Origin of the sequence: Maribacter taeanensis (genome assembly GCF_047345145.1) — a bacterium.
Taxonomy (GTDB): Bacteria; Bacteroidota; Bacteroidia; order Flavobacteriales; family Flavobacteriaceae; genus Maribacter_C.
This window is the reverse complement of the sequence record NZ_JBLFER010000002.1, coordinates 1,022,437-1,047,043: the sequence shown is the minus strand read 5'-3', so window position 1 is coordinate 1,047,043 and position 24,607 is coordinate 1,022,437. Positions and strand designations below refer to the sequence as shown.

General features: G+C 37.1%; 23 protein-coding genes and 1 tRNA gene. 8 read left to right on the top strand and 16 right to left on the bottom strand.

Features of this window, described 5'->3' with window-relative positions; genetic code table 11:
- Position 1: 1 nt before the first annotated feature.
- The 4 genes from ACKWCD_RS10420 to ACKWCD_RS10405 all read right to left on the bottom strand — a co-directional run bounded on the left by ACKWCD_RS10420 (position 2) and on the right by ACKWCD_RS10405 (position 4,276).
- The gene (locus tag ACKWCD_RS10420; protein WP_413983885.1) at positions 2-868 is read right to left on the bottom strand and encodes a DUF4097 family beta strand repeat-containing protein; all 867 of its coding nucleotides are present in this window, start codon (positions 866-868) and stop codon (positions 2-4) included.
- Positions 869-889: 21 nt separating this feature from the next.
- Complete coding sequence (locus ACKWCD_RS10415) at positions 890-1,696, bottom strand: HEAT repeat domain-containing protein (RefSeq protein WP_413983884.1); 807 nt, start codon at positions 1,694-1,696, stop codon at positions 890-892.
- A 2-nt stretch (positions 1,697-1,698) separates the two neighbouring features.
- Entirely contained in the window at positions 1,699-2,253 is a 555-nt protein-coding gene (locus ACKWCD_RS10410; protein WP_413983883.1) for an RNA polymerase sigma factor, read from the bottom strand.
- Between the two features lie 148 nt (positions 2,254-2,401).
- Entirely contained in the window at positions 2,402-4,276 is a 1,875-nt protein-coding gene (locus ACKWCD_RS10405) for a M61 family metallopeptidase (protein ID WP_413983882.1), read from the bottom strand.
- A gap of 175 nt (positions 4,277-4,451) precedes the next feature.
- Here ACKWCD_RS10405 and pyrH point away from each other — a divergent pair, with 175 nt between their 5' ends.
- From pyrH to ACKWCD_RS10375, 6 genes are all read left to right on the top strand, one after another.
- Complete coding sequence (gene pyrH, locus ACKWCD_RS10400) at positions 4,452-5,159, top strand: UMP kinase (RefSeq protein WP_413983881.1); 708 nt, start codon at positions 4,452-4,454, stop codon at positions 5,157-5,159.
- 44 nt (positions 5,160-5,203) lie between these two features.
- A complete protein-coding gene (frr, locus tag ACKWCD_RS10395; RefSeq protein WP_413983880.1) occupies positions 5,204-5,761 on the top strand; it encodes a ribosome recycling factor in 558 nt (185 codons plus the stop codon).
- A 148-nt stretch (positions 5,762-5,909) separates the two neighbouring features.
- Complete coding sequence (locus ACKWCD_RS10390; RefSeq protein WP_413983879.1) at positions 5,910-8,312, top strand: efflux RND transporter permease subunit; 2,403 nt, start codon at positions 5,910-5,912, stop codon at positions 8,310-8,312.
- Positions 8,313-8,385: 73 nt separating this feature from the next.
- Positions 8,386-9,819 (top strand): asparagine--tRNA ligase, encoded by a 1,434-nt coding sequence (asnS, locus tag ACKWCD_RS10385; RefSeq protein WP_413983878.1) that lies wholly within the window; start codon positions 8,386-8,388, stop codon positions 9,817-9,819.
- Between the two features lie 84 nt (positions 9,820-9,903).
- Complete coding sequence (gene rpoN, locus ACKWCD_RS10380; RefSeq protein ID WP_413983877.1) at positions 9,904-11,361, top strand: RNA polymerase factor sigma-54; 1,458 nt, start codon at positions 9,904-9,906, stop codon at positions 11,359-11,361.
- On the top strand, positions 11,361-11,966 hold the full coding sequence (locus tag ACKWCD_RS10375) for a hypothetical protein (protein WP_413983876.1): 606 nt from the start codon (positions 11,361-11,363) through the stop codon (positions 11,964-11,966). Before rpoN ends, ACKWCD_RS10375 begins: the two co-directional genes overlap by 1 nt.
- 18 nt (positions 11,967-11,984) lie before the next feature.
- Here the strand turns inward: ACKWCD_RS10375 and ACKWCD_RS10370 are convergent, their stop codons facing one another.
- The 10 genes from ACKWCD_RS10370 to ACKWCD_RS10325 all read right to left on the bottom strand — a co-directional run bounded on the left by ACKWCD_RS10370 (position 11,985) and on the right by ACKWCD_RS10325 (position 18,492).
- Positions 11,985-12,470 (bottom strand): ExbD/TolR family protein, encoded by a 486-nt coding sequence (locus ACKWCD_RS10370; protein ID WP_413983875.1) that lies wholly within the window; start codon positions 12,468-12,470, stop codon positions 11,985-11,987.
- A 12-nt stretch (positions 12,471-12,482) separates the two neighbouring features.
- The gene (locus tag ACKWCD_RS10365; RefSeq protein ID WP_413983874.1) at positions 12,483-13,082 is read right to left on the bottom strand and encodes an ExbD/TolR family protein; all 600 of its coding nucleotides are present in this window, start codon (positions 13,080-13,082) and stop codon (positions 12,483-12,485) included.
- A 190-nt stretch (positions 13,083-13,272) separates the two neighbouring features.
- Positions 13,273-13,959: a porin family protein gene (locus ACKWCD_RS10360; protein ID WP_413983873.1), complete on the bottom strand. Its 687-nt coding sequence runs from the start codon at positions 13,957-13,959 to the stop codon at positions 13,273-13,275.
- A gap of 80 nt (positions 13,960-14,039) precedes the next feature.
- Positions 14,040-14,522 (bottom strand): ExbD/TolR family protein, encoded by a 483-nt coding sequence (locus ACKWCD_RS10355; RefSeq protein ID WP_413983872.1) that lies wholly within the window; start codon positions 14,520-14,522, stop codon positions 14,040-14,042.
- Positions 14,523-14,545: 23 nt separating this feature from the next.
- Positions 14,546-15,169 (bottom strand): ExbD/TolR family protein, encoded by a 624-nt coding sequence (locus ACKWCD_RS10350; RefSeq protein ID WP_413983871.1) that lies wholly within the window; start codon positions 15,167-15,169, stop codon positions 14,546-14,548.
- A gap of 8 nt (positions 15,170-15,177) precedes the next feature.
- Positions 15,178-15,558: a hypothetical protein gene (locus ACKWCD_RS10345; protein ID WP_413983870.1), complete on the bottom strand. Its 381-nt coding sequence runs from the start codon at positions 15,556-15,558 to the stop codon at positions 15,178-15,180.
- A gap of 91 nt (positions 15,559-15,649) precedes the next feature.
- Positions 15,650-16,441 carry a MotA/TolQ/ExbB proton channel family protein gene (locus ACKWCD_RS10340; RefSeq protein WP_413983869.1) on the bottom strand — a complete coding sequence of 264 codons (792 nt, stop codon included), beginning with the start codon at positions 16,439-16,441 and terminating at the stop codon, positions 15,650-15,652.
- Between the two features lie 84 nt (positions 16,442-16,525).
- Positions 16,526-16,613, bottom strand: a tRNA-Ser gene (locus ACKWCD_RS10335).
- 67 nt (positions 16,614-16,680) lie between these two features.
- Positions 16,681-17,709: an asparaginase gene (locus tag ACKWCD_RS10330; RefSeq protein WP_413983868.1), complete on the bottom strand. Its 1,029-nt coding sequence runs from the start codon at positions 17,707-17,709 to the stop codon at positions 16,681-16,683.
- Between the two features lie 15 nt (positions 17,710-17,724).
- Complete coding sequence (locus ACKWCD_RS10325) at positions 17,725-18,492, bottom strand: TatD family hydrolase (RefSeq protein WP_413983867.1); 768 nt, start codon at positions 18,490-18,492, stop codon at positions 17,725-17,727.
- A 38-nt stretch (positions 18,493-18,530) separates the two neighbouring features.
- Between ACKWCD_RS10325 and ACKWCD_RS10320 the strand changes: the two genes are divergently transcribed.
- Entirely contained in the window at positions 18,531-18,977 is a 447-nt protein-coding gene (locus tag ACKWCD_RS10320) for a retropepsin-like aspartic protease family protein (protein WP_413983866.1), read from the top strand.
- A gap of 117 nt (positions 18,978-19,094) precedes the next feature.
- Positions 19,095-20,441, top strand: a complete 1,347-nt coding sequence (locus ACKWCD_RS10315; RefSeq protein ID WP_413983865.1) for a cytochrome-c peroxidase — start codon at positions 19,095-19,097, stop codon at positions 20,439-20,441.
- A gap of 72 nt (positions 20,442-20,513) precedes the next feature.
- Here the strand turns inward: ACKWCD_RS10315 and odhB are convergent, their stop codons facing one another.
- Both odhB and ACKWCD_RS10305 read right to left on the bottom strand, forming a co-directional pair.
- Positions 20,514-21,728: a 2-oxoglutarate dehydrogenase complex dihydrolipoyllysine-residue succinyltransferase gene (gene odhB / locus ACKWCD_RS10310; protein ID WP_413983864.1), complete on the bottom strand. Its 1,215-nt coding sequence runs from the start codon at positions 21,726-21,728 to the stop codon at positions 20,514-20,516.
- Positions 21,729-21,749: 21 nt separating this feature from the next.
- Entirely contained in the window at positions 21,750-24,530 is a 2,781-nt protein-coding gene (locus ACKWCD_RS10305; protein ID WP_413983863.1) for a 2-oxoglutarate dehydrogenase E1 component, read from the bottom strand.
- Between the last annotated feature and the right edge of the window lie 77 nt (positions 24,531-24,607).

The following is a 24,607-nucleotide window of genomic DNA, read 5'->3' as shown; positions in this document are numbered from 1 at the left end:
TTTATTTCTTTAAGGTAGCATCGCCATTTAGAAGATTAAAATCAAGTCGAATTCCTCCTTTACCAATTCTATACGACTGATTCGAGCTCATATTATACATTGTGCCTTTTCCGTTTTTACTTTTCGTTTTTATCAAATCGGGCTTTAGTGCAGTGGTATCATAATTCGTATACATATCACCATTTAGGCTCTTAAAAGAAACATCAGCATTTAAATTTTCTTTAAAAGTGACATTGATATCGCCATTTAAGGAATGGTATTTCGAATCTCCATTTGGGTTCTTATAGTAGGTAATATTGATATCTTTATTTAGGGCATTTACATCTGTCCTCCCCGCTATATTCTCCAAAGTAATAGAACCATTTAGATTGTTCACGATAATCTCATTGCCCTGAACATCTTTGGCATAAATATCTCCATCATTCATCGTTGACAATTCAACACTAGTGGATTTGGGGACCTTCAATACAAAATTCACCTCAAAACGATAATTAAGTCTAACCCATCGGTTATTTCTGGTGTTTTCGTATCTCCCCGTGACGGTATTAAAATCATTATTCGGAGTCTCGACATACACGTAGATTCGATTATCAAGCTCCTTTATTTCCATCTTAATTTCTTGCTTGCCCTCTTCCAAATAACTTTCGCGCTTTGCGGAAATAGTCCGCTCTGCCTCGAGTCGAATGGAGCTTCCATCATAGCCCTCAACTCGAATGGGACCATTAATGTTCTTTACTATCAACATGTTATTGTCTGACTTGGATGAGAAATTCAATTCTTTTGAAATGGTTTCATTGAATTTTTGCGCAGTCAGTAAATGACAACACAAAAGTCCGACTAGCACCATACTTATTCTAACTGTTTTCATGATTGTTCGTTTTTTGATTGTTTATATAATATGATTGATTGATTCTTCTAATTTCTGTTTTACCGTGTTATCGATATCAGGCTGCTCTAACAATTGCTTCATTGATTCTATCGATGTTTTTTCCTGCAAGGCAACCATTAAATCGGCAAGAGCAATTTGAACCAAGGGAGAATCTTGTAAGGCTATCGATTTCACTAAACCCATGCGCACTTCAGGTGTCTCAACATACTTCGCCAAAGACTCAACAGCTACTAGCCTTACATTGATATTAGGGTCATTGTTCAGGGTTTTGAAAAGTGCCTCGATGATACGTTCATTAGCATCATTCAATTTGGCTGCCTCACTAACACCCTGCAATCTTTTGTTGGCAGAAGGTTGGTCGAGCAAAGTGAGTACCAATTGTCCGCGAACTTCCTCGGTTTCGTTGTTATTTGAAACAACAGTTTCTGCGGGAGGTTCGATGGAAGAGCCTGAATTCAAGAAATAACCAACACCTAAACCAATAGCTAAAAGAAGTGTGCCAAATGCCAATTGGGGTTTTTGCAAGGGGCCAAAAAAAGATAGAAGACTTTGAAACCAATTTGAACCCTTATGCTCTTCTTTCTGTATCTCCTCATTCAGCATATCAAAAAAAGAAATATCCATTTCTTCGGATGGCTGTGGGATTTGCAAAATATCAATTTCGCTCCAAGTGCCCGATAAGGCATCGAACTCCTTCTTATGCTCTGGATGTTCTTGCAAATACCTTTCAAACTCCTTTTGTCCACCTTCATCTAACTCGCCGGATAAATACTCCATCATCCATATTTCAAATTTCTCTTGTTCCATGGCTATCTTGTTTCTAATTGTAGAAAAATTGTTCTTAAATCCTTTAATGCGCGATGTGCTTTCACTTTTGCTGCTCCTTCACTACATCCTAAAATTTCACCTATTTCACTAAACTTCATTTCCTTGAATTTGCTCAAGACCAAAACTTCTCGTTTTTCTGGAGGCAAGATTTGCATCGCTCGATTCAAAACCGAAATCTCATCTTTCTTGTCCATTCCTTTCTCGATACTATCTCCATCTTCCAATTTATATTCCACAGTTGAGACTTCACTTTGATTAAATGTAATTTTATTCTTTCTGTAGTAATCGTAGTTCACATTTCTTGCTGTTCGAAACATCCATGCTGAAAAAGAACCTTCCCCAGTAAAAGTGTGCTTATACTTTAAGATGCGCACGAATACATTCTGAACTAAATCTTCACTCAATGAAGCATTACTATTCATATTGTAAAAGAAGCCGAATAGCCTTTTTTTATGGCGTTCATAGAGCAAACCCAGCTTATCTAGATCACCAGATTTCACTTTTAGCATTAATGCGTTGTTGGTCAGTTCTTGCATTTCGTTTTTTGATCTTCAATAGGGTAAACCGCAATTTCACCAAAAGGTTACAAAAAATATTAATTTTCTTTTTAAGGTAGGTTTTTCAAATAAAAAAAGCGCTACAATAAGCAGCGCTTTGAATTCTATTTGAAAATATGGGTCATTCTTATCCCTTCATCCAAGCTTCTCGAAGTTTTGTTTGAGCATCGGTTAGCCCTTCAACAGTAGTCACTTTTTCAACCATTACAACAGGTGTACCGGCAGTTCCATTTAAGGTAATTTCTTCATCCCCTCTTTGAACCACCATGGTAATTTTCTCTTCCGCGGGCCATACAAAACTCTGTTGAATAATCGGTCCGATACCTTCCATAGTTATTGGGGTACCATTAATATTTTTGATAATATCACCGCCTTGCGCTCCTAAATCGGTTAAAAAGCTACTCAAAGCAATCCCTTTTCGAACAAATATGGCATTGTCATTGGAAGGGTCAGCATCAATAAATGGAACTTCTTGATCTAAGAAAAATCGTCCACACGACTGTTCAACCGTTCCCGAAACAAGTCCGACTTTGGCGAAATAAGCATTATAGTCAATTGGAGTATCGCCAAGCACATGAGTGTCAAAGAAACTGCGAACTTCTGGATAAGTCATAGCTACAATCTCATCAATTAGTTTCTCATCTTCAAAAGGTGTCTGATCTCCATATTTATTAGAAAGCTCTTTCATCAACCAGAGCACACCTTTTTCACCATTGCTCAATTCACGCAGCGTTATATCAAGAGCCATATTAATTAAAGCACCCTTCTCATATACATTCGCATACTCAGTTTTATAAGGTTCTTGTAAGACATTTTTACTCATCTCTGTAAAAGACATGGCATCGTTATATCCTTTTGCATTGTCGATTTTACCCATTATTCGCTTATAGAATTCTGCATCATCAATCAATCCTTGTTGTATCTGAAAAAGATTAGCGAAATACTCTGTAGTACCTTCATACATCCAAAGGTGTTGCGACATTTTTGGGTCATTGAAATCGAAATATTGAACTTCTTTGGAATGCACATTTAAAGGAGTCACAATATGAAAAAATTCATGTGAAACCACGTCTACCATAGCTTGTTCCAATCTGTCCTTAGGCATAACCTCCGGAAGAACTACAACCGTTGATGTATGATGTTCTAGTGCTCCAAAACCATTAGCATCTGTTTTACCCATCTGAGACAAATACAAAAGGATAGAATATTGTTTTGTGCCATCGATATCGCCAAGGAAAGCTTTCTGTGCACCCATCATCTTTTCCATTCGGTCTTTCAGACTTGCAGCAGTATATGTTCCATTGGGAGAGTACACACTTAGCGTAACCGAAATATCATTGATTTGAAAAGTCTCGCTATTCGGTTTTGCATACATAATGGGATTATCGATAACCTCAAAATAGCGTCCTGCAGAAAAGATATCCTTCGTACTTACAGCATCTTCCATCATTTTTTTAGGTAATGATGTTGTCGCCGACAATCCTGCTGGCTTATCAATTTGAACGGTATAAGGAATCTCTTTTAATCCCTTAAAATAGCCAACAAATCCATGAAGATTTAAAACAAAGTTTTCTCCCGCTAAAATGTTGGTTCCTGAGGGGGAGAAAACAGCTTCTTCCTGCTCACCTTCACTATCGTAGGTATCGTTTACCCAATAGCTGATTTTATCCAATTTAGTTCCGCTCGAGATATTCCAAGTATTGTCATCTGACTTTGAAACCGTAAGCTCTTTCCCATCATAATCAAGGGCTTTAAAACCTTCGATATACTTACCATAGTTATCAGTGCTGTAAGTTCCGGGCACCGTCTTAGGAATATAAAAAGAAACCATCTCCGATGCAAAAGCACCAGGATCAACCTTTACCATAACCTTATCATCTGTAACATTTACCAAATCAATGTCTACAAGTATAGGAGCCTTATCTGCGGTAATCAAAGCTTTGGTTGACCCACATCCGTAGAGGGTAATTCCGAGTAAAAAGACAATTGCTATTTTCTTCATTTTTATGATTTTTCTTTGGATGCAAAACATCCTTTTTTAAAATTGCTTTGCAAGAATATAAAAAAGAACAGTCTCTATTGCTACTATTAGGAAATAATTAAGGGGTTTATCCATACTTAATCAAACACCTATCATAACTTTTTTTGATTATTTTTGTGCGAACAAAATCCAAATAATGCAATACAAAAGAATTCTTTTAAAATTAAGCGGTGAAGCGCTAATGGGTGAAAAGCAATATGGTATTGACCCAATTCGAATAGCCGAATACGCAGAGGAGATTAAAGAAGTTGTAGAAAAGGGAATTCAAGTTGCTATAGTTATTGGCGGAGGAAATATATTTAGAGGACTCGCAGGGGCTGCCACTGGAATGGATCGTGTACAAGGTGATCATATGGGTATGCTAGCCACAGTTATTAATGCTTTGGCTTTGCAAAGTGCCTTAGAAAATATAGAGGTTCAGACTAGAGTGCAATCTGCTATCAAAATCAATGAAGTTGCAGAACCTTTTATTAGAAGACGTGCCATGCGACATTTAGAAAAAGGGCGTGTGGTTATTTTTGGCGGTGGAACCGGAAACCCCTATTTCACAACCGACTCCGCAGCCGTTTTAAGAGCTATTGAAGTTGAAGCAGATGTAATTCTTAAAGGCACTCGGGTTGATGGAATTTATACTTCAGACCCTGAAAAAGATTCAAATGCAACCAAATTTGATTCGATTTCTTTCGCAGATGTACTGCTGAAAGGACTGAAAGTAATGGATACAACTGCCTTTACTTTAAGTCAAGAAAACGAACTTCCGATTGTTGTATTTGATATGAATACCAAAGGAAATTTATTAAAAATAGTTGATGGCCAAAATATTGGAACTGTTGTAAACGTATAAGCTTGGCATAATTGCTGCTAGATTACTACTAAACTTTTAAGAAAATGAACGAAGAAATCACTTTTATACTTGACGCTGCCAGGGAAAGCATGGACGGCGCAATGGTACATCTCGAAAAAGAGTTTATGAAAATTCGTGCTGGTAAGGCGAGTCCAGCTATGTTGTCTAACGTAAAAGTGGACTACTACGGCTCTCAAACTCCTTTGTCTCAGGTTGCAAACGTCAATACACCCGATGCACGTACAATTTCTGTACAGCCTTGGGAAAAAAATATGCTTCAAGAAATTGAAAAAGCCATTATGAATGCCAACTTGGGTTTTAATCCTATGAACAACGGCGATATGGTAATTATTAACGTACCACCTTTAACTGAAGAGCGAAGACGTGATCTGGTAAAACAAGCAAAGGCTGAAGCCGAAGATGCTAAAGTAAGTGTGCGAACGGCCAGACAAGATGCGAATAAAGAGATTAGAGCATTAGATGACGCTTCGGAAGATTTGAAGAAAAACGCGGAGACGGATGTTCAAGAGTTAACGGATAATTACACTAAAAAAATAGACACCTTCTTAGATAATAAGGAAGTAGAGATCATGAAAGTGTAAACTGTAATCCTCTTAAAGAATTTAAAGGGCAATTCTATTTAGGGTTGCTCTTTTTGTTTTATTTGGTTTAGCAAGTACCGATATTCGATTTCACAATTCTAGGAACACAGCACTTCATTTTCTACCTTTGCCAGCGATAAAATTATCGATGGCAAAGAAAATACCTCAAGGCTTTTGGGCGGCAACTGCAAGAATTATTCTTAGAAATAGAATATTGATACTACTTCTGGTTGTGGCTTTTACCGTTTTCTTAGGAATGCAGTGGAAAAACATGCGTTTCTCTAGCTCTCAAGCCAACCTTCTACCTGACGATCATCCTGTTAATTTAGAGTATCAAACTTTTTTGAAGCAGTTTGGCGAAGAGGGCAATGCCATTGTATTTGCCATTAAAGATAGCGCCTTATTTACTTCAGAAAATTTCAACCGATGGAATAAGCTAAGTAAACAATTAGCCGCTTTTCCTGAAGTAGATTTTGTACTTTCTACAGATAATCTTCAAGAATTAGTAAAAAATAAGGAAGAGGAAACTTTCGAACTTCGCCCATTAATTCAAGGCAAATTTGAGAACCAAACTGAAGTAGATAGCATTACTGAACATCTTTTTAATGATCTACCCTTTTATGAAGATTTACTATTCAATAAAGAAACTCGGACTATTCGAACTGTCGTTAATCTGGATAAAGACATTGTCAACACCTCGGTTCGTAAAGACTTTATTCTAAAAGATCTGAACAGTCTTATTGAAGATTTTGAGGAGGAAACTAATTTGGATGTTCGTGTATCTGGAATGCCCTATATACGCACAATGAACTCCCAAAACATCATTGATGAAATCGGGAAGTTTATTTTAGCCGCATTGGGCGTTACCTCACTACTATTTTTCTTTTTCTTTAGAAGTGTACGAGCGACATTTATTTCTATGGGTGTTGTGATCATTGGTGTGATGTGGGCCTTTGGTATTTTAGGATTACTGCAATATGAAATCACAGTTCTAACCGCACTGATTCCGCCACTAATCATTGTTATTGGCATTCCGAACTGTATTTTCTTAATCAATAAATACCAACAAGAAATAAAAAAACATGGCAATCAAGCACTTTCACTACAACGGGTAATTTCTAAAATTGGAAACGCCACCTTAATGACCAATGTTACCACAGCTTCTGGCTTTGCCACTTTTATAGTTACAGATAGCAAGCTGCTCAAAGAATTTGGTATTGTGGCCTCTATTAATATAATAGGGATTTTCATTTTATCCCTTCTTATTATTCCAATCGTTTATAGCTTTTTACATCCTCCAAAAACGAAACACTTAAAGCATCTAAATAAAAAATGGGTAGATGGTTTTGTAAACTGGACCGTGCGTATGGTTAAAGAAAAAAGAATAGCCATCTATATCACTTCAATACTTTTACTCATTGCAAGTATAATAGGGATTTATCAAATTGACATCTCTGGAAGTCCGATTGAGGACATGCCAAAAAATGAGCAGTTTTTCAAAGACATTCGATTTTTCGAAGAGGAGTTCGATGGAATTATGCCGGTCGAAATTGTTGTCGACACAAAAAGGCCCAAGGGAGTTTTAAAACCCACCACGTTAAAACGAATGGATCAACTTGGAGAAGTTATCGAAGAAATTCCTGAACTCTCAAGACCCGTTTCGGTGGTCAATTTAATTAAATATTCAAAACAGGCTTTCTATAACGGAATTCCGAAATACTATCAACTCCCAACTTCTCAAGAAAATACATTCATTATGGATGTTGCCCGAAAATCTTCTGATAACGGAGATCTCTTAAAAAGCTTTGTCGATAGCACAGGTCAAAACGCGCGAATCACAACTTTTATGAAAGATGTGACCACCGAACGCATGGAAGAAATTGAAGGAAAACTTCAAGAGAATATTAATAAGCTTTTCCCTCAAGAACGCTACAACGTTTATATGACAGGTAGTGCCCTGCTCTTTCTAAAAGGGACAAAATACTTGGTTAAAAATCTAATTTTGTCTTTAGCTTTGGCTATCGGATTGATTGCACTTTTTATGGCCTATCTTTTCCGATCATTCCGAATGATTATAATTTCATTGATTCCCAATTTACTGCCTTTGGTCGTTACCGCGGGGGTTATGGGCTTTGCGGGAGTTCCTATTAAACCCTCTACCATCTTAGTTTTTAGTATTGCTTTTGGAATTTCAGTAGATGACACGATTCACTTTCTAGCAAAATATCGGCAGGAACTAATGGCTAGTAAATGGAAAATAAAAGCATCTGTCTATGCTGCTTTGAAGGAAACCGGGGTAAGTATGTTTTATACCTCCATTGTTCTATTCTTCGGATTTTCAGTATTTGTAATTTCAAATTTTGGAGGTACGGTTGCTTTAGGAGCATTAGTTTCTGCAACTTTACTTTTTGCGATGTTAGCGAATTTGGTGCTATTACCATCTCTCCTTTTATCCTTAGAAAAAAGTATCGCGAACAAAGAGACACTTAAAAAACCGCAAATTGATATTCTTCCAAAAGAGGAGTTGAATTCGTCGAAAAGTGAAGAGTAACCCCAATTTTTATACCTTTTCTAGAACCATTCTTTTTTCTCAAAAGGCTATCTTTGATTTTTAAATTTTTAGCATGTTAGCACCAAGTGTAAAAGAACTCCTTTCTACCAATCCTACTTCGCAAGAAGTTGTTATAGACGGATGGGTAAAAACATTTAGAAGCAATCGTTTTATTGCTCTCAATGATGGCTCGACTATTCATAACATTCAATGTGTTGTTAATTTTGAAAATTTCGATGAACAACTTCTAAAACAAGTAAATACAGGTTCCGCCTTAAAAGTTACCGGCACTCTAGTTGAAAGCCAAGGTAGAGGTCAAAGTGTTGAAATTCAAGTAAAAGAAATTTTCGTTCACGGAGATGCTGACCCAGAAGTGTATCCGATTCAGCCGAAGAAACACTCGATGGAGTTTCTTCGCGAGCAAGCGCATTTGCGTGTTCGCACGAATACTTTTTCCGCAATTATGCGGGTTCGTTCTGCCTTATCTTTTGCGATTCATCAGTATTTTCAACAAAATGGATTTTACTATTTCCATGCGCCTATTGTGACTGGTTCTGATGCTGAGGGAGCGGGTGAAATGTTTCGAGTAACAACTTTGAATGCAAAAAAACCACCTTTAAATGACGACGGTGAAGTAAATTATAAGGAGGATTTCTTCGGAAAGGAAACCAATCTTACGGTTTCCGGACAGTTGGAAGCTGAAGCTTACGCCATGGCTCTTGGAAAAGTATATACTTTCGGCCCTACATTTAGAGCTGAAAACTCAAATACCTCAAGACACTTGGCCGAATTCTGGATGATTGAACCCGAGGTAGCATTCAACGATCTGGATGATAACATGGATTTGGCTGAAGATTTTATGCAAAATGTCATCAAGTACGTTTTGGAAAATTGTGCTGATGACCTTGCCTTTTTAGAGAAGCGTTTGTTAGACGAAGAAAAAACAAAGCCTCAAGCAGAACGTAGTGAAATGGCTTTGATAGAGAAGCTGAAATTCGTTTCGAGTAACACATTTAAACGTGTTTCTTACACCGAAGCCTTCGAAATACTCCGCAACAGCAAACCCAATAAAAAGAAAAAATTTAAGTACCCAATCAATGAATGGGGAGCTGATCTTCAAAGCGAGCATGAACGTTTCTTAGTGGAGAAGCATTTCAAATGTCCAGTTATTCTTTTTGATTATCCCGCAAAAATCAAGGCATTCTATATGCGCTTAAATGAAGATGGAAAAACAGTCCGTGCAATGGATATTCTTTTCCCCGGAATTGGAGAAATAGTTGGAGGTTCGCAGCGAGAAGAGCGACTAGATGTTTTAAAAGAAAAAATGGCTGCTCTAAATATTCCCGAAGAAGAGCTTTGGTGGTATCTAGACTTACGAAAATTTGGAACTGCAGAACATAGTGGCTTCGGGCTAGGTTTTGAACGCTTGGTTTTGTTCGCAACAGGTATGGGCAATATTCGTGATGTGATTCCTTTCCCTAGAACACCACAAAATGCCGAATTTTAAACGCTTTACAACGTTTATGTGTAGGTCGAGTGAAATAAAATGCTGTTTTTTTCATTAACTTTAGAAAGGTAGAAGTATACCCCAATGCTAAAACAATATTTACAGTTTAAATTATCACAAAAACTATCTCCTCAGCAAATTCAGCTGATGAAGTTGATACAATTGCCTACACAGGCTTTTGAGCAACGTTTGAAGCAAGAATTGGAAGAGAATCCGGCCTTAGAAGCCGGCAAAGAAGAAGCTGAGAGTTTAAACGACGAGTTCGAAGACGATTTTGAAAGGGAAGATGGTACTGAAGACATCAACACAGAAGACATCAATATCGATGACTATTTGAGTGATGATGAAATTCCAGAATATCGTACGAAGGCAAATAATTATAGTGCCGATGATGAGGAAAAAAGTGTTCCCTATGCGGCAGGTATTTCTTTCAATCAATATTTGCTTAGCCAATTAAATACTTCTTATTTAAACGATGAAGAATGGGCGATAGCGGAATTCTTAGTGGGTAGTGTTGATGAAAGCGGTTATATCAGAAGACCATTAGGCGACATACTAGACGACCTTGCCTTTACTCAAAATATTTATACCGAGGAGAAAACGATTGAAAAGGTACTTCAAATTGTTCAAGAGTTAGATCCGCCCGGCGTAGCTTCTCGTTCTTTGGAGGAATGTTTATTGATTCAATTAAAAAGAAAAGAAGTCACTCCGAGCATAGAATTGGCTATAGCTATTCTTGAAAAATCTTTTGAACAATTCACTAAAAAGCATTACAAGAAGCTTATCCAAAAACACAATATTTCTGAAGAAGAGCTCCGCGAAGGAATTTCTGAAATTGAAAAATTGAATCCCAAACCGGGAGGCTCCTATTCTGGGAACAATCGAATAGTCGAACATGTTGTTCCTGATTTTTCTATAAAAATTGTCGAGGGAGAACTCGAACTAACTCTAAACGGAAGAAATGCTCCTGAGTTGCATGTTTCTAGAGAGTATAACAATATGCTTAAGGGATACAAAGATTCTAAGGAAAAGTCGAAATCTCAGAAAGACACGGTCATGTTTATTAAGCAAAAGCTTGACGCGGCTAAATGGTTTATTGATGCCATTCGCCAACGACAGCAGACTTTATTCATTACCATGAATGCCATTATGCAATATCAAAAAGAATATTTTTTAACAGGAGATGAGCGCAATCTTCGCCCAATGATTCTTAAAGATATTGCCGACAAAATTGATATGGATGTGTCAACCGTTTCTCGAGTTGCCAACAGCAAATATGTCGACACACCTTATGGCACGAAACTGATTAAGGTATTTTTCTCAGAATCGATGAAGAATGACCAAGGAGAAGATGTTTCGACAAGAGAAATCAAAAAGATCTTAGAAACGGTAATTAAAGAGGAATCTAAGAAGAAGCCTTTGACTGATGACAAATTAGCGGCTATATTAAAAGAGAAAGGATATCCAATTGCTCGACGGACCGTTGCCAAATATCGAGAACAGCTTGATATTCCTGTTGCACGATTGAGAAAGCAGATATAATGAAGTTATTTCTAAAAGGAATTACTTACTTATTTCACCCTATACTGATCCCCATTGCAGGCACCTTAGCCTATTTTCTTATTACTCCAAAGTATTCCCCCCCAGCATTTCAAAGCGGAAACATCTTACCTATTTTTATCTTAACCGTCATTATTCCAATCATCGCATTGCTCATTCTCAAAAATATTGGGGTCATCAACAATGCATTTACACCCAATATTCAAGAACGCAAGTATCTGCTTTACATAGGAATTTCTTTACTCTTTATGATTATTTACAAAGTAATTCCGAATAATTACGCTGCAGAACTACACTTTTATTTTGTTGGACTTATTGGTGCGACCCTTGGTTCGATAGTACTCCTATTTTTCAATTTTAAAAGCAGCATTCATTTAATGGGGATGGGAAGCTTATTTATGTATTTAGTATGTCTTAGTGTGCATTTCGAAATCAATATCACTATAGCCCTAAGCTTAGTCATTTTATTAACTGGAATAGTAGCAACATCTCGCCTTTATCTTCAATCAAATGGCAGGGCCGCAATACTCGTAGGCTTTTTATTAGGTATATTTTCACAACTCTTAACAGTCAAATTCTGGTTATAACAATTCAGAGTAGTATAGCTAGTCTTCTAAATTTTTAAGAGTATCACCTTCGTAGGTTGTATAATTGATTTTCAAGGCGTTGATCTTTCGCAACTCTTCTTTCACATCATCAACTAACCCCATAGAAGCTTTCTTATCAACCTTCAATGAGATGGTCACGAAACCTCGAATAGCCTCTGGTTTATTATTTATAGCTTCTAGAACCTTAGCACCAACATCCGAAATGGAAATAAAACTATCATTTATTTGAATTTTAGGCTGTTCACCTAAAACTTCATCAAAAGGCTTTGCGGGTTTACCAATATAAATAGTAATTATCCGGTCCTTCTTCTCCAACTTTTTAACCTCAGTTGCATTTGGAAGTTCGTTTACTACCTTTAAAGAATCATCTTTCATTACAGTTACAGTCATAAAAAAAAACAGCAACATAAAAACAATATCTGGCAAAGAAGCAGTTGATACTTCGGGGGTTTTTTCGTTTTTTTTGAATTTAAATTTCGACATAGCTCTAAATTTTTATTGACGTTCTGCTTCTGATAATTTCATAGGATACAATTTCTGAATACTTCGAATCTGATTTTTCAATATGATCTTTGTTTCGAAGGAAGTCTCAGAATCACCATACAGCTCTTCTAAAGCCGTAAAATCAGTTTTATAAAGTCTTTGTGCTTCACGATTGCGCAAGGTATTGTACGCCGACACTAATTCATTTTGTACACTTATATACAAACCATAAGTGGTTTCGCGGTTACTCATTAAAGAAACAATAGCCTTATCCGGACTGTCAGAAGACTTTACATCTCGCTGTCCTTGACAATAATCGCACTCTTGAGATGCGCCGCCATTATCTAAAAAAGTTATGGTGATACCCTTTAGATCTTTGAGATCAATAATCTCATTATCTACCATCAACTGATCTTGCCCATTGATTAAAATGGGAAGAATATTCCGTTCTGGAATTGGTGGCGGTGGGGTAGTAATACTTGGAGGTAACTTACGATCTAAACCTTTATCGGTTTCAATAGTTGTAGTCACCAAAAAAAAGATGAGTAATAAAAATGCGATGTCCGCCATAGAGCCCGCATTAACCTGAGGTGCTTCTTCTCTGCTTGCCATATCTTGATTTTTGAAGTGTTAAACAATATGCCTACAAAAGTGGGAGAGAAATTCTATTGCAAGACTAAGGGCAAATCTAAAACAGAAACCATGAACGATTTACTGCAATACATAAGCACCAAGAAGCATGCCAATTCTTAAATAATTGTTAATTGTTATTATTAAAAACACCTGAACACTAAAGGTATTGTCAAAGGATGTAGAAGACGAGACCTATACGAAGAGGGCTTATTTCAATGTCATTACCGCTTAAAGTAATACCATCATTGTATAGCCTTGTTAAGGAATAGTAGGCATGTATATTGAAGTTATGATATCCAAAATTAAAGGTAAGACCATATTGAAAACTCTTAATGTCGGTATTTCTAAAGGATTCTTTTTCATTTTCTAATACGTATTTTGACCTGGCATTGAAAGCGTATCCCAATTTAACTCCCGCATATATACGCCAAAAACTATAGGTAGACGCATCTGAATTTCTCCAACGAAATTCCAAAGGAAACTCCACCAAATGCATTTCAAGCTTACTCCTTTTGAAATCTTCTACCCCATCAACAATCTCGTAACTTATTTCATTTCCACTATCTAGAGCACGAATATTTGTATAATACGTATAGAGTCCTAAACCTACTCCAACTCCAAAGCCCATTGTTCGTTTTTGGTTCATCGGAATATCTTTGATGAAACCCGTTTGTATTCCATAAGAGATATTTTGTTGGTTTACACCTTCGGGTTGATTTAAAATGAAGTTATAAGTAAGACCTGCATAAAACTGATCTTCAAAATAACGTGAGTTAGTCGTATTACTAACCTGATCGGTTTGAGAAAACAATCCTAGAGGAATAAAAATCCAAAGCCATAAAACCAGCTGCTTCATGAAAACAAAATTAACGAAATAAAAAACGCTTCAAACATATTGTTTGAAGCGTTTTTATAAGTTTGAAATTCTAAACTTTCTTATTGTATATTATTAAAAGCGTCTCCACTTCCAGTAGTATAATTTACTTTCAGTGCATTTACTTTTCTCAATTCTAATTTGATATCTGAAATAATACCCATATTAGCATCCTTATCGACCTTTAAAGAAGTTGTAAGAACATTTTGGAGTTCCTGAGCCTTTTTAGCACGCTCCATCAAAATAAAATCTCCAACTTCAGATGGATTAGCAAACTTATCATTCAATTGAATTTTCGGCTCTCCACCAAAAACTTTTTCAAACTCACGATTCGGCTTTCCAACGTAAATCGTAATTACTCTGTCTTTCTTTTCTAACTTCTTGATCTCACTCGCTACAGGCAATTCATTTTTAACCTTTAACGAACTATCTTTCATAACAGTTACTGTCATAAAAAAGAACAAAAGCATAAAAACAATGTCTGGTAAAGATGCCGTTGAAACCGCAGGCAATTCACCATCTTTTTTCTTTGCAAACTTTGACATATATATCTATTTAAGCTTTGTTATTAACTTGAGGCCGAAGAAGTTTCTGCTTCAGATAGTTTCTGCGGGAACAATTCTTGAATCCGCTTCACTTTAGCTTTCAATTCTTCTAATGCATCTTCATCCATCTTGTCTTTTGTTTCTGGATTCAAATACTCAGCTTCCAAGTCAACAAAAGTTCTTTTGAATAATCTTTGTGCCTCTCTATTTCGAAGTTCATTGTAAGCACCTACTAACTCATTTTGAACAGTTATATAGGTACTATACTTCGTCTCTCTATCATTTTTAAGCGAGATAATAGCTTTTGATGGGTTATCTGATGATTCTGGATTCTTCTTGCCTTTACAGTACGAACAAGAACCATCCCCATTATTATCTAAGAACTCCATAGCTGACGCTCTTAAATCTTTAAGTTCAATCAAATTATCATCAGCCAATAATTGACCGTTTTTATTGATATTAACTTGGAAGATATTCTTTTGCTTAATAATAACGTCAGTTTCTGGCGGTTCAATTGGTGGCAACATACGATCTAAACCTGCATCTGTTTCAATGGTAGTAGTTACCAAGAAAAAGATAAGTAGCAAGAATGCAATGTCTGCCATAGAACCGGCGCTTACTTCTGGTGCTCCTCCTCTTCTAGCCATAATTTATATTATTTACCTGTTGCTTTTTTAATTGCGCCCCATGCGATAACGCCAACTGCTACTAACAGTAAAAGACCAAACATATTGATACCTGCTCCAACACTTTTGATTGTGCCCTCGCTAGTCTCAATGTTATTGACTCTCATCATATCTTCAACACTTACATCAGTTCCGCTTGAAAGCCCGTAAGCAATACCTAGGATCACAAGAAGACCAACAATACCCATTAAAGATTTTTTAAGTCCCCCTGGAGAAGAAATCATATTTTTCAATCCAAAGATTACCGTAGTTGCTACAGCGATAAATAGTAAGATATATGCTAACCAATGCATAGCATTAATTCCTCCACTATTCATAGCCTCAGCCATCGGCATATCTTTATCTGGCATGAAGAACAACAGTATAAAAGCTATTACACTAATTACTATTAATCCAATTTTTACAATTTTATACATTATACTTTGGTATTAGGTTGGACTATTATTTTTTGTGATCTACCAACATATCAATCAAAGAGATTGAAGAGTCTTCCATATCATTTACAATACTATCGATCTTAGCGATAATGTAATTGTAAAAAATTTGAAGGATAATCGCTGTAATAAGTCCGAATACCGTAGTTAAAAGAGCCACTTGAATATCACCTGCAATTAACGATGCACTTAAGTTACCTACCGCAGCAATCTTCTCAAAGGCCTGAATCATACCAATTACAGTTCCCATGAAACCAAGCATCGGCGCAATTGCTATAAATAAAGATAACCAAGAAACGTTCTTCTCTAGTTGACCCATTTGAACTCCACCGTAAGAAACAACCGCTTTTTCAGCAGCCTCTACACTTTCTCCAGCTCTATCGAGACCTTGATAATAAATAGAAGCAACAGGACCTTTTGTATTTCTACATACTTCCTTTGCAGCCTCTACTCCACCCGAAGCCAAAGCATCTTCTACTGATTGTCTTAGCTTAGCAGTATTTGTGGTTGCCAAATTCAAGTAAATAATTCTTTCAATAGCAACCGCTAATCCTAAAATCAAACAAATCAATACGAAGCTCATGAAACCAGCTCCACCCTTGATATACATTTCTTTTAAAACCTGCGTAAAACTCCTATCCGCAGCGGCGGGAGCGTCATCTTGCAGCATCACAGCTGTAGCTGCTACTGTGGTTGTTAGATTTGAAACTACATTAGCTGTAGTCGCTTTTGCATTTACAGTATTTGTACTTAATACAAACAACCCAGCCAATGCTAGGATAGAGAATAATCTTTTCATTTCTTTCAAACTTAAAATTTAGTTAGTTAATCAATCGGGTTAAAGATAAAAAAAAATAGCAATAATAAAAGTAAAACTTATTTGCAGAGAGGAAGGGATTCGAACCCTCGATACACTTTTGGTGTATACACACTTTCCAGGCGTGCGCCTTCGACCACTCGGCCACCTCTCTAGTTCAGCCTTTAAGGTTCGCCAAATAACAAAAAAAATATTAGTTACAGAAATTAAAACAAGTATTTTTAATTCATTTCACCACGTAAAGAAGTTTCAAATACAGTTTTAAAAGACCCCTTAGAAACCTCACTCCCCAAAAGATACATTAGTTTGGTAATTGCAGCTTCAGTTGTAATGTCTTTACCACTAATAAGTTGTAATTTTTTCAGCTGCTCACTAGTCTCATATTGTCCCATAATAACACTCCCTCCTGAGCATTGCGTCACGTTAACAATATGCAAACCTTTTTTTATTGCCAGCTTTAAGTTTTCAATTACCCAACCTTCTGTTGGAGCGTTTCCTGCACCATAAGTTTCTAGAACCAAAGCTTTAAGGTTTTCAGTTTCAAGAATACTTTTTAAAAGAAGCTCATTAAAGCCCGGAAAAAGTTTCAAAATAGCCACGTTGCTATCTAACTCTTTATGAACAACCAACTTCCTTGCTCTTGTTTTGGGCATGAGGTATTCCTTATAAACTTTTAAATGCACCCCAGATTCAACTAGGGGCGGATAATTAAGTGATTCAAAAGCTTCAAAATGTTCAGCATTGATTTTAGTTGTCCGGTTTGCTCTATAAAGTTTGTACTCGAAATAAAGACCCACTTCTTGAATTACGGACTTTCCTCGTTCTTGCAAAGCCGCTATTTGAATAGATGTGATTAAATTTTCCTTCGCGTCAGTACGTAAATCACCAATAGGAAGTTGTGAACCCGTGAAAATAACCGGTTTCCGCAAATTCTCTAACATATAGCTTAAAGCTGAAGCAGAATAACTCATGGTGTCACTTCCATGAAGTACAACGAAACCATCGTGGCTTTCATAATGCGTTTCTATTATGGTTGCAATATCTACCCAATGTGACGTATTGATATTTGAAGAGTCAATAGGTTCATCAAAAGAAATGGAATCGATATGACAATCAAGTTGCGCTAACTCAGGAATGTTCTTAAGCAGCTTTTTAAAATTAAATGCCTTTAGAGCTCCGGAATTATAGTCCTTTACCATCCCTATGGTACCACCAGTATATATTAGTAAAATATTTGTCTTTTTTTCCATTCAAGTATGTATTCATTAAATACCAAAAACGGTTTTGGAATTTGCTGTCGTTATAGCTGCTATTTCAGCTCCACTCTTCCCATAAATTATTTGAAGCTTCTCAAGTATATTAATAAGGTATGAACTTTCGTTGCGTTTTCCTCGAAAAGGCACTGGTGCTAGATAGGGTGAGTCAGTTTCCAAAACGATGTATTTCAAATCAATTTGGTTTAAGAAAGTATCTATTTTTCCATTTTTGAATGTTACTACTCCACCAATGCCCAGCTTCATATTATAGGATATGGCTTGATGAGCCTGTTCTAATGTTCCTGTGAAACAATGGAAAATACCAAAAAGATCATCTCCTTTCTCTTCTTCTAAAATTTCAAATATTTCATCAAAGGCTTCCCTGCAATGAATGACTATAGGCAACTTGTATTGTTTAGCCAAACGAATCTGAAAACGAAATGCTTCCTGCTGTTGCTTTAGGAAGGATTTATCCCAATACAAATCAATTCCGATTTCACCGACGGCATAAAACCTATTTGCAGCTAACATTTCCTCAACATGTTTCAACTCGTCTAGATAGTTCTCTTTCACATGTGTTGGATGCAAACCCATCATCAAAAACATATGTTCAGGAAATGCATCTTTTAAATCAAACATCGCTTGAGTATACGTGGAATCGATTGCAGGAATAAAGAAACGCTCTACACCCTTGTCAATAGCATTCTGAACAACTTGTTCTCGGTCTTCATCAAAAGCTTCACTATATAAATGGGTATGGGTATCTGTCAAGATCATGGCGTAAAAATAGACTTATCTTTGCAGAAAAAGAATACATGGCAAGTTTGAAAAAGTTCCTGTTAAAAAAAAACTACACAAAAGTTCCTTTAGTGCTTACGGCCACAAATCATTTTGAAATTGTCGCTAAAATAAATGGTATTACCGGACGATTTATTTTAGATACCGGAGCGTCAAATACTTGTATTGGTTTTGATAAATTGGAATTCTTCAATCTTACCTCTAAAGAATCCAAAATTAAGGCAGCGGGGGCCGGGGCCACAAACATGGAAACCTTGATTTCCACTAAAAACCAAATTGAAATAGGAAATTGGAAAAAGAACAAACTTAAAATTGTATTGTTCGACCTAGTTCATGTTAACGAGGCGCTTACTGCACACCAAGCATTACCCGTTGATGGTATTATAGGTGCTGATGTTCTTAAAAAAGCAAAGGCAATTATTGATTATAATAAGCGTTTTGTTTACCTAAAACAACGCAAATAAAATTTCATTTATCTGATTTACAAATAATTAGCTTATCTGATTTTTTTATGATTTAAGCGAAGAAAATTGCTTTTTAAGTTAGATTTTCTTCACTTTGGGACCCAAATTTAACCTACAATGAAAAACCATAGAATTCGTGCTGCGGTGCTGCTATCTGGTTTGTTTCTTACACTTTCGTGTTCGAAAGACCCAGACATATATGTTGATATCGACGTAGAAAACCAGGTATTAATAGACCAAATTAATAGTGTTAGTTCTACAGTGGGGCTTCAGCTTTTACGTGATAATTCATTGGCCTCAATACCACAAGACCCTAAAAATCCAATTACACAGGCTAAAATTGATTTAGGCAAATTATTATTTCACGAAACTGGATTGGCTTTAGACCCCAAACAAAGTGAAGGAATGGGCACCTATTCTTGTGCAAGCTGTCATCAGTCTAAAGCAGGTTTTCAAAGTGGAATGAAGCAAGGCATTGGTGAAGGAGGCTCTGGCTTCGGATTGTTTGGAGAAGCCCGAATTATGGACAGCAACTATGACGAAGCTTTAATCGACGTGCAACCTATTCGGTCTCCTACAATTTTGAATACTGCGTTTCAAGATGTTATGTTATGGAATGGTCAATTTGGTGGAACAAAAACGAATGCTGGGACGGAAGCGGAATGGACTGCTGGAACTCCGAAAGCAACCAACAATTTAGGTTTTGAAGGTGTTGAAACACAAGCTATTGCCGGGTCAGATGTACATCGCCTAAAGTTTGACCCTGAAATGATTCAGAATAATGCCACTTATAAGAAGCTTTTTGATGAAGCTTACCCAAATATTCAAGAAACCGAAAGATACACCAAACTTTATGGAGCTCTTGCAATTGCAGCTTATGAGCGAACTGTAGTAGCCTCTGAAGCTCCTTTTCAAAAGTGGTTACATGGCGAAAATGATGCGATGAATGAACTTGAGAAGAAAGGTGCTCTGTTGTTCTTTGGAAAAGGAAAATGCTATACTTGTCATTCAGGACCCGGATTAAACGGAATGGAATTTCACGCTTTGGGCATGAATGATCTGTCTGGAGATGACATCCATGGAATTGTAGATGAAGGAACGAAAAAAGGAAGAGGTGGATTCACAAAAAACCCAGACGATGACTACAAGTTCAAAACGCCAACTTTATATAATCTAAAGGATGTTAAATTCTTAGGGCACGGCGGAAGCTTTACCTCTGTAAAAGAAGTTATTGAATATAAAAACAAAGCTGTCGCCGAAAATAGCGATGTTCCCTCAAACCGATTATCGAATCAATTTACAGCACTAGGATTAACCACAGAAGAAATTGACCAACTCGTGGCTTTTGTTGAAGACGGTTTGCACGACAACAATCTTGATCGTTACGTTCCTGAAAGCTTACCTACCGGACAGTGCTTTCCAAATGCGGATGCAGCATCTAAATCAGATATGGGGTGTGACTAACAAAAAAATATAGCTAATAAAAAAAAAGCATGAAAGTTTCCTTTCACGCTTTTTTATTTTCCGGTATTTTGATTACATTTCTAAAGCTTTCTTCACATTATTATCCATTAATATTTCTTCTGGATTTTCCAAAGCTTCTTTAACTGCTACTAAGAATCCAACAGATTCTTTTCCATCAATAATTCTGTGGTCATAAGAAAGCGCTACATACATAATCGGAGCAATTACAACAGCACCCTCTTTTGCAATTGGACGCTCAACAATATTGTGCATTCCGAGAATAGCACTTTGTGGTGGATTAATAATTGGAGTAGACAACATCGAACCAAAAACACCACCATTGGTAATCGTAAATGTTCCGCCTGTCATTTCATCAACCGTTATTTCGCCTTCACGTGCGCGAATCGCTAAACGCTTTACCTCAGCTTCAACCCCTCTAAAAGTTAAATTCTCAGCATTGCGAATTACAGGAACCATCAATCCTTTTGGTCCTGAAACTGCAATACTTATATCACAGAAATCATAAGAAAGCATTTCTTTACCGTCAATCATTGAATTCACTGCTGGGTATATTTCCAAAGCACGAACAACTGCTTTTGTAAAGAAACTCATAAAGCCTAAGCTAACACCGTGTTTGGCTTTGAAGTCTTCTTTATACTCTTTCCGTAGCGCAAAAATCGGGGACATATCAACCTCATTGAAGGTAGTCAACATTGCGGTTTCATTCTTTACTGAAACCAACCGCTCGGCTACTTTTCTGCGAAGCATTGAAAGTTTAGAGCGCGATTCACCTCTGTTCCCACCTGTAGGTGTTCCCATAGATGGTGTAGCATTTACGGCATCTTCTTTCGTAATTCTGCCATCTCTACCCGTTCCTTTTACTGAATTTGCAGGAATACCCTTTTCATCTAATATTTTCTTAGCAGCTGGCGAAGCGGTTCCTGTGGCGTAACTTTCTTTGGCAACCGGCTTTTCTTCCTTCTTAACCTCAGCCTTAGGCGCCTCCTTTGTTTCTTCTTTCTTCGAAGCTTCTCCACCTTCAGGTTTCGCAGCAGCCGTATCAATAAGACAAACAACGGCACCAACTTCGACGGCATCACCCACTTCAGCTTTCAGTGTTATAATTCCACTTTGTTCTGCCGGAAGTTCAAGAGTTGCCTTATCAGAATCAACTTCGGCAATCGCTTGGTCTTTTTCGACATAATCGCCATCTTCAACTAGCCATTCTGCTATCTCGACTTCCGTTATTGATTCTCCCGGAGAGGGGACTTTCATTTCTAAAATCATAATAATCTATCGTTAGCTATATTATTTTTTCTTTGTTGTTAGTGTCATATTACTTTTTGTCTTGTCAAAAACATAATCAATGACTTGCTGATGACGCTTCTTCGATCGCACAGAACTACCTGCAGCTGGCGAAGCATAAAAGCGTCGCGATGCCACTCTAAATTTACTAGCACCTTCAAAATGCATCAACATATGACTCCATGCACCCATATTCTTTGGCTCCTCTTGTGCCCAAACCAAATCGTCAGCATTTTTGTATTTCTTAATTGCCGCTTGCATTTCATCAGCTGGTACAGGAAATAATTGTTCAACCCTAACTAGGGCAACATCATCTCTCTTATGTTCTTCTCTTGCGGCAATTAAATCATAATAGAATTTACCTGTACAGAAAGCCAGAGTCTTTACCTTCTTTACATCGGCCGAAGCGTCGTCAATTACTTCTTGAAAACTGCCTGATGTTAATTCGTCAACAGTCGAAACAGCCTTTGGATGACGCAACAGACTTTTCGGAGTAAATACAATCAAAGGCTTTCTAAAGTTTACCTTCATTTGTCTTCTTAACAAATGAAACATATTCGCTGGAGTAGTACAATCAGCAATATACATATTGTCTCTAGCGCAAAGCTGTAAGTAACGCTCCATTCGAGCTGATGAATGTTCTGCGCCCTGACCTTCATAGCCATGAGGCAATAACATTACCAATCCGTTTTGCAATTTCCATTTGTCTTCTGCTGCAGAAATGTATTGGTCAATCATGATTTGAGCACCATTGCTAAAATCTCCAAACTGAGCTTCCCAGATGGTCAAGGTATTCGGACTGGCCATGGCATAGCCATAATCAAATCCTACAACTCCATATTCGGATAAAAGGGAATTATAAATTTGGAAATTCCCCTGCTTATCAGAAAGATGATTTAACAACAATACTTCTTCTTCACTTTCCTCAACTTTCATTACTGCATGACGGTGAGAAAAGGTTCCTCGTTCTACATCTTGTCCTGAAATTCGAACTCCATAGCCTTCTTCTAATAAACTTCCATAGGCCAAAAGTTCGCCCATCGCCCAATCAAGTTTATCATTTTCGAAGAACATTTTTCGACGGTCGTTTACTAATTTCTCCACTTTACGCAAGAACTTCTTGTCTTCGGGTAGTTCGGTAATAACTTTTGCAATCGCCGTTAGTTTTTTCTTATTGAATTTGGTATCAACCGCATCCATCATTTCCCATTCACGAACATTTTCGAAGCCTTTCCATTCATCGGCCATAAATGGTGTAATGATTGTTTTGTCTTCTTTTCGGGAATCTTCTAATTCTTCTTCCAGCGAAGCTTTATACTCATTTTCAAGTTGCTTCACATAGCCATCATCAATAACACCTTCAGCGATTAATTTTGCCGCATAGATATCCCTAGGATTTGAATGTTTAGCAATCGCCTTATATAATTTTGGTTGCGTAAAACGAGGTTCATCACCTTCGTTATGGCCATATTTACGGTATCCTAATAAATCTAAGAAAACATCTCTATTGAAACGCATTCGATACTCCAAAGCAAAAAGGGAAGCATGAACAACAGCCTCTGCATCATCAGCATTTACATGCAATACCGGACTCAAAGTAACCTTACCTACATCAGTACAATAGGTCGATGACCTTGCATCTAAATAATTCGTAGTAAAACCGATTTGGTTATTCACGACAATATGAATGGTTCCGTTGGTTTTATAACCGTCGAGGGTCGCCATTTGCACTAGCTCATAAATCAAACCTTGACCGGCAATGGCAGCATCTCCATGCACCACAATCGGAAGTACTTTAGAGAAATCATCAGCATATTGTGAATCTTGCTTTGCTCGTGCAATTCCTTCAACAACTGCTCCTACCGTCTCCAAATGCGAAGGGTTCGGTGCGATATTCATTTTAATCTTGTTGCCGTTATCGGACTTTCTGTCTGAGGTCCATCCTAAGTGATATTTTACGTCGCCATCAAAGATTTCCTGCTCATAATCTTTACCATCAAACTCGCTAAAAATATCCTTCGCTGCTTTGCCAAAAATATTCGTCAATACATTCAAACGCCCTCTGTGCGCCATCCCCATTACGAATTGCTCAACACCCATTTCAGCTGCGCGCTCAACAATGGCATCTAAGCCCGGAATAAGAGATTCGTTCCCCTCCAAAGAAAAACGCTTTTGACCCACATATTTTGTGTGTAAAAAGCTCTCAAAAGAAACCGCTTGACTTAACTTTTTAAGAATATGTTTCTTTCTTTCACTATCGTAATTTGGCTGGTTATCGTTGACATTAATCCAGTTTTGAATCCATTTTACACGCTCAGGTTTTCGAATATACATATACTCAACACCAATGGCATCACAATAGATATTGGTCAAATGCTGAATTATTTTACGCAACGAACTTGGGCCAATGCCCAATATTTCTCCCGCAGTAAAAACGGTATCCAAATCCGCATCATTTAATCCAAAATTCTCGATTTCAAGTGTAGGCACATATTTACGCCTTTCACGAACTGGATTCGTTCTAGTAAATAAATGTCCTCTGCTTCGATACCCATCAATAAGTTTCACCACTTGAAACTCTTTTTGAAGTGATTGCGGAATAGCAACTGCTCCATTTGCCGATGGAAGGTCAAGCTCATCTAAAGAACTTTCCATTCCAAAATCATAACCTTGAAAAAAAGCACGCCAACTAGGCTCAACACTATCGGGACTTGTTAAATACTTATCGTATAATTCTGCAAAAAAAGAAGTATGTGCAGCGTTTAAAAAGGAATATTTATCCATAAAAATTTTGTCTCTCTTTGGAAGAAATTCTTATCAAAAATACGATATTTCCCATTTCTGGATGTATCTTGGAATGT